Origin of the sequence: Thauera sp. WH-1, from assembly GCF_047806685.1 — a bacterium.
Taxonomy (GTDB): domain Bacteria; phylum Pseudomonadota; class Gammaproteobacteria; order Burkholderiales; family Rhodocyclaceae; genus Thauera.
Window position 1 is genome coordinate 369516 of the sequence record NZ_JBLQGP010000001.1, and the last position, 12466, is coordinate 381981.

The following is a 12466-nucleotide window of genomic DNA, read 5'->3' on the forward strand; positions in this document are numbered from 1 at the left end:
CGGGTCAGGCCGACAGGCGCGAGATGTCCGCCACCTGGTTCATCAGGCCGGCGAGCTGGGCCAGCAGCGCGATGCGGTTCTGGCGCGTCAGCGGCTCCTCCGCCATCACCATGACGTCCTCGAAGAACTGGTCCACCGCCGCGCGCAGACCGGCGAGCGCGCACAGCGCGTCGGTGTAGTCCTCGTTGGCGACATGCGAGCGCACCAGCGGCGCGACCTCGATCACCTGGTGGAACAGCGCCTTCTCGGCCGCCTCCTGCAACAGCGCGAGATCGGGCTCGCCCGGCGTGCCCTCGGCCTTCTTCAGGATGTTGACGATGCGCTTGTTGGCGGCGGCCAGGGCCTCGGCCTCGGGCAGCGCACGGAAGGCCTCCACCGCGGCGAGCTTGGCCGGCACCAGGTCGATGCGCGCGGGCTTCAAGGCCAGCACGGCGTCGATCACCGCGCCGTCGCGGCCCGTCTCGCGCAGCAGGTTCTTCAGGCGCTCGAACATGAAGTCCTGCAGCTGCGCGGCGAAGCCCTCGGCGCTGAGCAGCCCGGGCTTGAAGCCGGCGGCGGCGGTGTCGATCAGCCCGGGCAGCTCGAGCGGCAGCGGCGCTTCCATCAGGATGCGCAGCACGCCGAGCGCGGCGCGGCGCAGCGCGAACGGATCCTTGTCGCCGGTGGGCACCATGCCGATGCCGAAGAAGCCGACCAGGGCGTCGAGCTTGTCGGCCAGCGCCACCGCGGCGGCGACGTTGCCGGCGGGCAGCGCGTCGCCGGCGAAGCGCGGCTGGTAGTGAGCCTGGATGGCATCGGCCACCACCTCGCCTTCGCCGTCGGCGAGCGCGTAGTAGCGGCCCATGATGCCCTGCAGCTCGGGGAACTCGCCCACCATGTCGGTGACGAGGTCGGCCTTGGCCAGGCGCGCGGCGCGCTTCGCCGCGGCGACGTCGCCGTGCAGTTGGCCAGCGATCGCGCCGGCCAGCGCCTCGAGGCGCTCGACGCGCTCGAGCTGGCTGCCGAGCTTGTTGTGATAGACCACCGGCGCCAGGCGCGGCAGGCGCGCCTCGAGCTTCTGCTTCTTGTCCTGCTCGAAGAAGAAGCGCGCGTCCGACAGGCGCGGGCGCACCACGCGGGCGTTGCCGGCGATGATGTTGCTCGGGTCCGCCACCCGCATGTTGGACACGATCAGGAAGCGGTTGAGCAGCTTGCCGGCGCCGTCGAAGAGCGGGAAGTATTTCTGGTTGGCGCGCATGGTCAGGATCAGGCACTCCTGCGGCACGGCGAGGAACTCGGCCTCGAACTCGCCCACGTACACCGTCGGGTGCTCGACCAGCGCGGCGACTTCATCCAGCAGATCGGCGTATTCGTTGAGCAGTGCGCCCTGCTTCGCGGCCTCGGCGAGCAGCTGGCGCTCAATGTCGGCGCGGCGCTCGGCAAAGTTGGGGATGACCTTGCCTTCGGCGAGCAGCGTGGGCTCGTAGGCGTCGGCGGTGGCGATGTCGATCTCGCCGCGGCTCATGAAGCGGTGGCCGCGGGTCGTGCGGCCGGAGTCCAGATCGAGCACGCGGCCCGGCACCACGTCGGCGCCGTGCAGCAGGGTGAGCTTGTGCACCGGACGCACGAAGGTGGCGTCGCCGTCGCCCCAGCGCATGACCTTGGGGATGGGCAGGGCCTTGACCGCGTCCTGCACGATGGCCGCCAGCACGTCGGCGAGCTTCGCGCCCGGCACCATGGCGGTGTGGAACAGCGCCTCGGCCTTGCCGTCCATGCGGCGCTCGAAGCCGGAGACTGCGTCCGCCGGGATGCCCTTGGCTTCCATCTTCTTCAGCAGCGCCGGGGTCGGCTTGCCCTCGGCGTCGAGTGCCACGGACACCGGCATCAGCTTCTCGGTGACTTCCTTCGCAGCGGCTTCCGAAGCCACCTGCACCACCGTCACCGCCAGCCGGCGCGGGCTGGCGAAGGTGCGAAAGGCGGCGTCAGAAGGCGCCAGGCCCCTGGCCTTGAGGCCTTCGGCGATCTTCGTGGCGAAGGTCTCGCCCAGGCGCGGCAGGGCCTTGGGCGGCAGTTCTTCGGTGAGCAGTTCGACGAGCAGGGTCGCGGCGGTCATCACGCGGCCTCCTTTTCAGCATTCAGCATCGGGAAGCCGAGGGCTTCGCGGGATTCGAAATAGGCCTGGGCGACCGCGCGCGACAGGTTGCGGATGCGGCCGATGTAGGCGGCGCGCTCGGTCACCGAGATGGCGCCGCGGGCGTCGAGCAGGTTGAAGGTGTGGGCGGCCTTCAGCACCATCTCGTAGGCCGGCAGCGGCAGGCCGGCCTCCATCACACGCCTGGCCTCGGACTCGTAGTTGGTGAACAGCGAGAACAGGAAGTCGACGTTGCTGTGCTCGAAGTTGTAGGTCGATTGCTCGACCTCGTTCTGGTGATAGACGTCGCCGTAGGTGACCGCGCGGCCGTCGGGGCCGACCGACCACACCAGGTCATAGACGTTTTCCACGCCCTGCAGGTACATCGCCAGGCGCTCGATGCCGTAGGTGATCTCGCCCAGCACCGGCTTGCAGTCGAGGCCGCCGACCTGCTGGAAGTAGGTGAACTGGGTGACTTCCATGCCGTCCAGCCACACTTCCCAGCCCAGCCCCCAGGCGCCCAGGGTGGGGTTCTCCCAGTCGTCCTCGACGAAGCGGATGTCGTGCACCATCGGGTCGATGCCGAGCGCGCGCAGGCTGTCGAGGTAGAGCTCCTGGATGTTCAGCGGCGAGGGCTTCAGCACCACCTGGAACTGGTAGTAGTGTTGCAGGCGGTTGGGATTCTCGCCGTAGCGGCCGTCCTTGGGGCGGCGCGAAGGCTGCACGTAGGCCGCGTTCCAGGGCTCGGGGCCGATCGCGCGCAGGAAGGTGTGGGTGTGGCTGGTGCCGGCGCCGACCTCGAGGTCGTAGGGCTGCAGCAGCACGCAGCCGCGCTCGCCCCAGAACTGCTGGAGGGTGAGGATGACTTGCTGGAAGGTCGGTTTCACGAGTCGGGATTCGGTAGTCATGGTCTCGGGCAGCCTCCGGGCCGCGCAGCGCACGCAAAAGCCGTGATTTTAACGGGCTTCGGGGTGCTCAGGGGCGTCCGGCGCGCGCGCGGCGGAATCCGCCGCCTGCCGCGAAGCCCGCCGCCACGACCAGCATCGCCGCCCCGATCGCGAGCCGGTCACCCCAGCGCGCATAAGGGGTGAGGCCCTGGTAGCCCAGCACCTCGACCCGCAGCACGCCGCGCTCGAACCCGGGCAGCACGTCGGTCACGCGCCCGTCCGGCTGCACCAGCGCGGTCATGCCGGTGTTGGTCGAGCGCAGCATCGGCCGCCCGGTCTCCAAGGCCCGCACACGCGCGATCTGCAGGTGCTGGGGCTGGGCCAGCGAGTCGCCGTACCAGGCGAGATTGGAGAGGTTGAGCAGCAGCGTGGCCTCGGGCAACGCACGGATCAGCTCGGCGCCGAAGAGGTCCTCGTAGCAGATGTTGAGCGCCACGCGCTGGTCGCCGAAGCGCATCGGCGCCTGGTCGCGGGCGCCGCGGGTCTGATCCGACATCGGGATGTCCACCAGGCGGTAGAACCAGCCGAACAGCGGCGGCGAGTACTCGCCGAAGGGCACCAGATGCTGCTTGGCGTACTGCTGCACCGGCGCGCGGCCCAGGCTCAGCGCGGCGTTGTAGATGTGGCCCGCGTCGTCGCGGCGGAAGACGCCGAGCACGAGGTCGCCGCCGGCCTCGCGCGCGAGTTGCCCGAGCCAGTCCAGATAGCCCTCGGGCAGACGCTCGAGCAAGGTCGGCAGCGTCGTCTCGGGCAGCACCACGACCGCGGGCGGATCGGGCGACAGGAACTGCTCGCGCACCAGGTCGAGGTTGGCCTGCAGCACGCTGGCGAAATGGTCCGGATCCCACTTCAGGCTTTGCTCGAAATTGGTCTGCACCAGCGCGACCTGCAGCGGCGCACCGGCCGGCGCCGTCCACGCGCGCCCGAGCAGCGCCACCCCCGGGGCCAGGACCAGCACGGCGGCCAGCGCCGCCGGCCAGGCGCGGGCGCGCCAGTCCGTCATGACGACGAGCGCGGCCAGGAACGCGCTAAGCCCGCCCACGCCATACACGCCGATCACCGCCAGCCAGCCGCCGAGCGGGCTCGGCGGCGTCTGCGAATACCCGATCGCCAGCCAGGGGAAACCGGTGAACACGACGCCGCGCAGCCATTCCGACAGCAGCCACAAGGCCGCGAACAGCATCGCGGCGCGGACGCCGTGCGCCGGCTGCAGGCCCAGGCGCCGGCGCAGCGCCACGAACAATGCGCCCGCCAGCGCCGGGTACAGCGCCAGATAGGCGCAGAACAGGGCGATCGCCAGCGCCGCCAGCGCCATCGGCATGCCGCCGTAGCGCTCGAGCGCGACATACAGCCACGACACGCCCGCCGCGAAGGCGCCGAAACCCCAGGCGAAGCCAAGCGCCAAGCCTTCGCGCCAGCGCGTGGCGCTGCCGAGCAGCCAGGCGAGCACGGCCAGGCTGAGGACGGCGAGCGGAAACAGCCCGAAGGGCGCGAAGGCAAACACCGACGCGCCGCCCGCGAGCAGCGCGGCAAGCACGCGCCGGCGCATCACTCGGCGGCAGGTTCGGGCTGCGGCAGGCGCTCGACCACCAGGGTGTACACCCGGCGGCTGTCGGCGCGCAGCACCTGGATCCTCAGCCCCTCGAGTTCGACCACCTCGCCGCGCTTGGGCAGGCGGCCAAAATGACGGATGACGAGGCCGCCGACGGTGTCGTATTCCTCGTCGCTGAAATGGGTGGCGAAGGCTTCGTTGAAGTCCTCGATCTCGGTCGTGGCCTTCACGCGGTAACGGCCACTGTGGTCGAGCCGGATGCTGTCGCCGACCTCGTCGAAGTCGTACTCGTCCTCGATGTCGCCGACGATCTGCTCGAGCACGTCCTCGATCGTGACCAGGCCGGCGACGCCGCCGTACTCGTCAACCACGATCGCCATGTGGTTGCGCGACACGCGGAACTCGCGCAGCAGCACATTGAGGCGCTTGGATTCGGGCACGAACACCGCCGGGCGCAGCATGTCGCGCAGGTCGAACTCGCGCCCGGCGAAATAGCGCAGCAGGTCCTTGGCGAGCAGGATGCCGGCGACGTCGTCCTTGCCGTCGCCGATGGCGGGGAAGCGCGAGTGCGCGGTGTCGATGGCGAAATTGACGATCGCATCGATGGGATCGTCCAGATGCACGCAGTCCATCTGCGCACGCGGCACCATCACGTCGCGCACCTGCATGTCCGACATCTCGAGGGCGCCTTCGATGATGGAGAGCGCATCGGCGTCGATCAGGTTGCGATCGAAGGCCGCATGCAGTTGCGCGAGGAGTTCATCGCGATCTTCCGGCTCGCGCGAGAGAAAGGCCGAAAGTCGCTCGAGTAATGAGGGTTTAGGGGAACTGTCCATTTGGGGGGGTCGGGATCTCCGCTTCAGACCAGTTGGCCGATCGTGCCGACGGCGCCAGCGCGCCACCCGGCCTCAGGCATAGGGGTCGGCATAGCCGAGGCCGCGCAGGATGTCGGTCTCGAGCTTCTCCATCTCGGCCGCATCGGCCTCCGTCTCATGATCATAGCCCTGCAGGTGCAACATGCCATGCACGACGAGGTGCGCGAAGTGCGCCTCGAGCGTCTTGCCCTGCTCGGCTGCCTCTTTCACCACCACCGGCACGCACAGCACCAGGTCGCCGCTGAGCGGCGCGGCGCCGGTCTGCGGCAGCCCCGGCAGGTCCTCGCCGCCCGCGTAGACGAAGGTGAGGACGTTGGTGGCGTAATTCTTGCCGCGATATTCGTCGTTGAGTTCGCAGCCCTCGGCGGCGCCGACCAGGCGCACCGTGACCTCGGCGTCCTGCTGCAGCGCAGCCTGCGCCCAGCGCCGGATGTGGTTCTTCTTTGGCGCGTTCGCCTTGTCCTCGCCCTCCACCGCCTTCTGCACCGACAGCTTGAGCACCGGCGGATGTGCGCTTTCGGGCAGACCGAGCAGATCGGGCGACTCGACGAAGGCCAGGTCGTGATGCACGTCGACCCGCAAGGTCAGCAGGTTGCAGGCGCCAGGCTGCAGCGACAGCATCGGCACGGCGGCCTCGTCGTCGGCGTCGGCCTCGATCTCGAGGTCGCCCCAGGCGCGCTCGGGGAAGGCCAGCAGCAGCTTGCGACCGTCGCCGAAATCGATCTCGAGGCGCTCGGCCTTCAGCTTGGTCGCCTTGCCATCGGCGTCGAACGCGACGACCCTCGGCATGCGTGGCGTCGATGCGTCCGCCGCTTTCTTATTCGCCATCTTCGCCATCCTGCGTGTCCTTGTCCTGCTGTTGTTGAGCCCGGGCGGCGGCCTTGGCGCGCTCCACGCGCGCCGCTTCATCGTCATAAGCTTCGACGATGCGTGCGACAAGCGGATGACGCACGACGTCTTCCTTGCCGAATTCGGTGAAGGCGATGCCGCGCACCTGCGCCAGCACCGTGCGCGCCTCGCGCAGGCCGCTGCGCTGGCCGCGCGCCAGGTCGACCTGGGTGAGGTCGCCGGTGACCACCGCCTTGGCGCCGAAGCCGATGCGGGTGAGGAACATCTTCATCTGCTCGGGCGTGGTGTTCTGCGCCTCGTCGAGGATGATGAAGGCGTTGTTGAGCGTGCGTCCGCGCATGAAGGCGAGCGGCGCGATCTCGATCAGGCTGCGCTCGAAGAGCTTGCCGACGCGATCGAAGCCCATCAGGTCATAGAGCGCGTCATACAGCGGGCGCAGGTAGGGGTCGACCTTCTGCGCCAGGTCGCCGGGCAGGAAGCCCAGGCGCTCGCCCGCCTCGACCGCCGGGCGGGTGAGGATGATGCGCTCGACCAGATCGCGCTCGAAGGCGTCGACCGCGCTCGCCACCGCGAGATAGGTCTTGCCGGTACCGGCCGGGCCGATACCGAAGGTGATGTCGTATTCCTGGATGTTCTTCAGGTACTCCACCTGGCGCGGGGTGCGTCCGTGCAGCTCGGTGCGCCGCGTCAGCAGCACCGGCGCCGGCTGCGCGCCGTCGCCCGCTGCGCTGCCGCGGCTGCCGATCTCGATGAGGCCGAGCTGGACGTCGTCGAGCGACAGGTCCTTGTCGGCGCGCTCGTAGAAGTGCTTGAGCGCCATCTCGCCGCGCAGCACCTGGCTCGGGTGGCCGGTCAGGGTGAAGTGTTCGCCGCGGCGGCTCACCGTGATGTCGAAGGCGTTCTCGATCTGGCGCAGGTTCTCGTCGAGCACACCGCACAGGCGGGCGAGCCGGGGGTTGTCCACCGGCTCGAAGAAGACTTCCAGGGTTTTCGCCATTCAGGATTCCCGGGTGAGGATCTCGCCGCGCAGGCTGTGCGGCAGGGCTGCGGTGATGCGCACGTCGATGAACTGGCCGATCAGGCGGTCGCGATTGGGCGAGGACGCGGGGAAGTTGACCACGCGGTTGTTGTCGCTGCGGCCCATCATCTCGGCGTCCGCGTTCTTCTTCGCCGTGCCTTCCACCAGGATGCGCTGCACCGTGCCGACCATGGCCTCGCTGTTGGCCTGGTACTGCGCGTCGATGCGCTTTTGCAGGCGCGCGAGCCAGGCGAGCTTGGTCTCCTGCGGCACGGGGTCTTCCAGATCGGCCGCCGGCGTGCCGGGGCGCGCGCTATAGACGAAGCTGAAGGAGCCGTCGAAGCCGATGTCCTCGATCAGCTTCATGGTCTTGTCGAAGTCCTCTTCGGTCTCGCCGGGGAAGCCGACGATGAAATCCGAGGTCAGCGACAGGTCCGGCCGCGCCGCGCGCAGCTTGCGCACGATCGACTTGAACTCGAGCACCGAGTAGCCGCGCTTCATCGCCGCCAGCACGCGGTCCGAGCCCGACTGCACCGGCAGGTGGAGCTGCGAGACGAGCTTGGGGATCTTCGCGTAGCAGTCGATCAGGCGCTGCGTCATCTCGCGCGGATGCGAGGTGGTGTAGCGGATGCGCTCGATGCCGGGGATCTCGGCCACGCATTCCAGCAGGAAGGCAAAGTCGCCCTGCTCGCCGTCCTCGCGCACCAGCTCGCCGCGCCAGGCGTTGACGTTCTGCCCGAGCAGGGTCACTTCCTTGACGCCCTGCGCCGCCAGGCCGGCGATCTCGACGAGCACATCCTCGAGCGGACGCGACACCTCGTCGCCGCGGGTGTAGGGCACGACGCAGAAGGTGCAGTACTTCGAGCAGCCTTCCATGATCGACACGAAGGCGCTGGCGCCCTCGACGCGCGCCGGCGGCATGGCGTCGAACTTCTCGATCTCGGGAAAGGAGATGTCGACCTGCGAGCGCCCGCTCTGCTTGCGCGCCTCGATCAGCTTGGGCAGGCGGTGCAGGGTCTGCGGGCCGAACACCACGTCCACATAGGGCGCGCGCCTGACGATCGCGTCGCCCTCCTGGCTCGCCACGCAGCCGCCGACGCCGATGATCAGGTCGGGCTTGGCCTGCTTGAGCAGGCGGACCCGGCCGAGATCGTGGAACACCCGTTCCTGCGCCTTTTCGCGCACCGAACAGGTGTTGAAGAGGATCACGTCGGCCTCTTCCGGGTTGTCGGTCTTGACCAGCGCTTCGTGGGCACCGAGCACGTCCGCCATCTTGTCGGAGTCGTACTCGTTCATCTGGCACCCGAAGGTGCGGATGTAGAGTTTTTTCATCTTGAAAGGGAAATCAGGCTGGGCCTTGCGGCCGGCGGGGCAGGCATCGCGGCACCCATCAGCGCTTCGGCTCGGGCATTGCCGCCTCTTCCGGGGTGAGGATCCACACCCGATGCACCTGGCCGCCGTTGTCGAGCAGCATGCGCACCGTGTATTCGCCGCGGATGTGCGAGGGCAGCACGATGCGATTGGCGGTGTCGCGGATCTGCGCACCGGGGCTCAGGCGCAGCGCCTCGCCCTTCACCTGCACGACGCCGGTCGGCGAGAACTGCATCTTCGCCTTCACCGCGTCATCGGGAAAAAGCCGCGGCAAGCCAGCGAGGGCCAGCGATGACGCCAGGCCGAGCACACTGGCCACCAGTACGGAGAGGGAATGCGGGCGCAAGGACGAGCCGGACAGATCCGGAACGGTAGGGAACAGGCGACGGATGATCCCCGATCGCCCCGCCGATGTCAATGCAAAAGCCTTATAAATCAAGACGTCCGAACGGCCAGACAGGGGCGCCGCGGCGCATGCAGCGGGGCACTGTGGCAGGCAGGAAGTCCTTTTCAGCACGCAAGTTCGTGGCACGAAGCTATTGACGCACACGGAAGAGACCCGCTATATTCGCGCGCTCTGTTGGTGATGTAGCTCAGACGGTTAGAGCGACGGATTCATAACCCGTAGGTCGGCAGTTCGATTCTGCCCATCACCACCAACAAATTCAGGGGCTAGCAGCGATGCAAGCCCCTTCGCTTTTCTGCCGGGGCAGCAAGGAACCAAGGCCTCCCATCAGGTCGTCGCGACCACCCTGCGTGCGCAAGCCGATCGTCCGCGACAGAACGTTCGCTAAAGCATCCCGAAGCCGCTTCTGGGCATTACGCCCCCGGCGTGGCTTGCACCGCGCGTCGCACGGTCGCCAGCAGCAGCGCGGCCCCCACGAACAGGCCGCCGAAGCTGCGGTTGAGCAGGCGTTGCTGATGCGGCTCACGCAGCAGGCGTAGGACGCGGGCGGCGAGGCCGGTGTAGCCGGCCATGACGAACAGGTCGACGGCGATCATGGTGGCCGCGAGGATCAGGTACTGCGCCAGCAGCGGGCGCGCGGGGTCCAGAAACTGCGGCAACACCGCGAGGATGAACACGATCGCCTTCGGGTTGCTGGCATTGACGACGAAGCCCTTCATCACCAGCGGCCACGGCCGCGCCTGCGCGGCCCCGGCCGACTCGAGCGCCATCGCCGCGGGCGGCGCCACCCACTGCTTCCAGCCGAGGTAGATCAGGTAGGCGACGCCGAACCACTTGATCACCGAGAAGGCGACTTCGGAGGTGGCCAGCACTGCCCCCAGCCCGGTGGCGACGATGCCGATCTGCAGCGCCAGCGCGAGTTGCAGCCCGACGGCGTTCCAGTAGCCGCGACGGAAGCCGTAGTTCAGGCCAGAGGACATGGACGCGACCGCGCCCGCGCCGGGACTCAGGCTGATGATCCAGCAGGCGATGAAGAAGGAAATCCAGGTATCGAGCAACATGGGAACAGCGTCCAGGCAGGTTCGGCGGCGAAAGACACCTATGATAATGCGCCCGCCGCAGTGGCGCACGCCCGGCTGACCGGGCGATCGGCGACAGCACACGGGGGCGCAGGCGCCCCGACTCGGGGACAGCCCTCACGGATTGGCGACAGCCCGCGTCGATCGATACCGACCCGCAGGAGCGCGCGCCCCACCCATGCGAGAATCCGCCCCCGCCCTCCTGCGAGCCTGCTCCATGCGCACCGCCGAACGCCACCTCACCCACCTCATCGTCCATACCCTGACCAAGGACGCCGGCGCCCCCGCGCGCCTGGTCCTGCGCGACGCCCCGTGCGCGCTCGATGGCGCGGCGCTGCGCCTGGTCGAGCGCCTGTGCGGCCAGTACGAGAGTCGCGCGGCGAAGGGCGTCGGCCGCTTCGAGGAGGACGAGGAGGCCTTTCCGCTGGCGCGCTGGCTGCGCGCGCATGTGATTGACGACACGCTCGACTTCGTCGCCCTGTCGCACCAGTTCGCCGAGCGCGTGCGCGCGATCGCCGACGAGGAGGAGCTCGAGGACGGCGGCCATCTGGTCATGGCGCGCATTCGCGAAGGCGCTGGCGATGGAAGCGCAGACTGCCTGTGGGCGGCGCTGCTCGGCGAGGCCGAAGGCGTGAGCATCAGCGGCGCGCTCGAGCTGCGCGATTGCAGCCATGTGGATTTCGCCGCGCTGCACGCTGCCGGCCGCATCGACCTCACCGGCTGGCGGCGCGGCGACGAGCGCTACCTCGGCTTTCTGCGCGGACGCGGCAAGGGCGGCGCCTGGTTCAAGCGCGTGCTCGGCTGCAGCGACGTGATGGTGGCGCTGCAGGAGACGAAGAAGCTGGTGGCCACGCTCGACCGCTTCGTCGACACCGAAGGCCTCGCCCCCGCCACCCGCGACGCCGTGCTCGAGCGCGCCCACGACTACCTCGACACCCTCGGCGAAGCCGGCGCCCCGGTGGTGTTCGAGGAGCTCGCGCGCGAGGTCTTCCCCGAGCAGCCGGCACGGCTCGACGCCCTGCTACGCGCCGAGGAGACCAAGATCGCGCCCGGCTTCGTGCCCAACCGGCGCGCGATCCGCCCGCTGGTGCGCTTCAGCGCCAGCGCCGAGAACTGGAAGCTGGAGTTCGAGCGCAGCGGCCTGCATTCGGGCGCGGTGCACTACGACCGCGCCACCGTTACCCTGGTGCTGTCGGGCGTGCCGGATTACCTGAAGCGCATGCTCGAGGAGGACGGCGCGGACTGATTCCGGCCGCGCTCGCCAGGCTCATTGGCCGTCCTCGTTGGCCCTCAGTAGGCCCCCTCGACCAGGTTGCGCGGCCTGCCGCCGACGAAGTTGTCGATGTTGTCGATCAGCTGGTCCGCCAGCGCCTGCTGGGCTTCGTCCGAGGCCCAGGCTACGTGCGGGGTGAGGATCACGTTCGGGCGGCCGGCGATGCGCATCATCGGGCTGTCGGCTGCAGGCGGTTCGCCCGCGGCGACGTCGAAGCCGGCGCCGGCGATCAGGCCCTCGTCCAGTGCCTGCACCAGCGCCTCCTCATCGACCAGGCCGCCGCGCGCGGTGTTGATGATCAGCGGACGGCGGGCCATGGCGCGGAACTCGGGCAGCGCGATCATGCCGCGGGTCTGGGCGGTGAGCGGGCTGTGCAGGGTGATGATGTCGCTCGTCGCCAGCACCTCGTCCCACGGCGTGTACAGCGGACCGAGGCCGCTGCTGCCCTTGTGCGCGGCGAACAGCGGCACCATGCCGAAGGCGCGCGCGATCTCGGCCACGCGCTGGCCGAGCACGCCCTCGCCGATGATGCCCAGGCGCGCACCGCCGAGATCGTGGATGGCGTGGTTGAAGAAGCAGAACTGGCCCGAGCGCTGCCATTCGCCGGCGAGCACGTCGTCGCGGTAGGCGACGATGTTGCGGCGCAGCGCCAGCATCAGCGCGAAGGTGTGCTCGGGCACGGTGTTGAGCGCGTAGCCGCGGATGTTCGACACCGCGATGCCGCGCTGCTGGCAGTAGGCCTTGTCGATGCAGTCGGTGCCGGTGGCGGCGACCGCGATCAGGCGCAGGTCGGGGAGCTGCTCGAGCGCCGCCGCCGTCAGCGGCACCTTGTTGACGATCGCGATCGAGGCGCCGGCCAGGCGCTCGACCACCTGCTCGGCCTGGGTGTACTCGTGCACGACCAGCTCGTGCGGGAAGGACGGTGCGCGCAGGCGGATCTGCGGCGCGATGGTGGCGCGGTCGAGGAAGACGATCTTGTGCATGGA

The 12466-nt window shown here is 69.0% G+C and carries 11 protein-coding genes and 1 tRNA gene; 2 read left to right on the plus strand and 10 right to left on the minus strand.

The annotated features are described in order from the left end of the window. Positions 1 to 4: 4 nt before the first annotated feature. From glyS to ACMV5O_RS01830, 8 genes are all read right to left on the minus strand, one after another. Positions 5 to 2092 (minus strand): glycine--tRNA ligase subunit beta, encoded by a 2088-nt coding sequence (gene glyS / locus ACMV5O_RS01795; RefSeq protein ID WP_416161853.1) that lies wholly within the window; start codon positions 2090 to 2092, stop codon positions 5 to 7. Further along, positions 2092 to 3018: a glycine--tRNA ligase subunit alpha gene (gene glyQ, locus ACMV5O_RS01800; RefSeq protein WP_416161854.1), complete on the minus strand. Its 927-nt coding sequence runs from the start codon at positions 3016 to 3018 to the stop codon at positions 2092 to 2094. The genes glyS and glyQ overlap by 1 nt, the downstream gene beginning before the upstream one ends. A 67-nt stretch (positions 3019 to 3085) precedes the next feature. Then, positions 3086 to 4606, minus strand: coding sequence for an apolipoprotein N-acyltransferase (gene lnt / locus ACMV5O_RS01805; RefSeq protein ID WP_416161949.1), 1521 nt, complete (start codon positions 4604 to 4606; stop codon positions 3086 to 3088). Next, complete coding sequence (locus ACMV5O_RS01810; RefSeq protein ID WP_416161855.1) at positions 4606 to 5445, minus strand: HlyC/CorC family transporter; 840 nt, start codon at positions 5443 to 5445, stop codon at positions 4606 to 4608. Before ACMV5O_RS01810 ends, lnt begins: the two co-directional genes overlap by 1 nt. Positions 5446 to 5517: 72 nt before the next feature. After that, the gene (gene ybeY / locus ACMV5O_RS01815) at positions 5518 to 6312 is read right to left on the minus strand and encodes an rRNA maturation RNase YbeY (protein WP_416161856.1); all 795 of its coding nucleotides are present in this window, start codon (positions 6310 to 6312) and stop codon (positions 5518 to 5520) included. Continuing rightward, positions 6302 to 7330 carry a PhoH family protein gene (locus ACMV5O_RS01820; RefSeq protein ID WP_416161857.1) on the minus strand — a complete coding sequence of 343 codons (1029 nt, stop codon included), beginning with the start codon at positions 7328 to 7330 and terminating at the stop codon, positions 6302 to 6304. The genes ybeY and ACMV5O_RS01820 overlap by 11 nt, the downstream gene beginning before the upstream one ends. Next, positions 7331 to 8683: a tRNA (N6-isopentenyl adenosine(37)-C2)-methylthiotransferase MiaB gene (miaB, locus tag ACMV5O_RS01825; RefSeq protein WP_416161858.1), complete on the minus strand. Its 1353-nt coding sequence runs from the start codon at positions 8681 to 8683 to the stop codon at positions 7331 to 7333. A gap of 58 nt (positions 8684 to 8741) precedes the next feature. Further along, positions 8742 to 9068, minus strand: a complete 327-nt coding sequence (locus ACMV5O_RS01830) for a hypothetical protein (RefSeq protein WP_416161859.1) — start codon at positions 9066 to 9068, stop codon at positions 8742 to 8744. A gap of 236 nt (positions 9069 to 9304) precedes the next feature. On the opposite strand from ACMV5O_RS01830, the gene ACMV5O_RS01835 reads away from it, so the two are divergent. Next, a tRNA-Met gene (locus ACMV5O_RS01835) sits at positions 9305 to 9381 on the plus strand. Between the two features lie 160 nt (positions 9382 to 9541). Here ACMV5O_RS01835 and ACMV5O_RS01840 read toward each other — a convergent pair. Further along, entirely contained in the window at positions 9542 to 10189 is a 648-nt protein-coding gene (locus tag ACMV5O_RS01840) for a LysE family transporter (protein ID WP_416161860.1), read from the minus strand. 235 nt (positions 10190 to 10424) lie between these two features. On the opposite strand from ACMV5O_RS01840, the gene ACMV5O_RS01845 reads away from it, so the two are divergent. Then, positions 10425 to 11453, plus strand: coding sequence for a nucleoid-associated protein (locus ACMV5O_RS01845; RefSeq protein ID WP_416161861.1), 1029 nt, complete (start codon positions 10425 to 10427; stop codon positions 11451 to 11453). 44 nt (positions 11454 to 11497) lie between these two features. Here the strand turns inward: ACMV5O_RS01845 and ACMV5O_RS01850 are convergent, their stop codons facing one another. After that, positions 11498 to 12463, minus strand: a complete 966-nt coding sequence (locus ACMV5O_RS01850) for a D-2-hydroxyacid dehydrogenase (RefSeq protein ID WP_416161862.1) — start codon at positions 12461 to 12463, stop codon at positions 11498 to 11500. Positions 12464 to 12466: the final 3 nt, after the last annotated feature.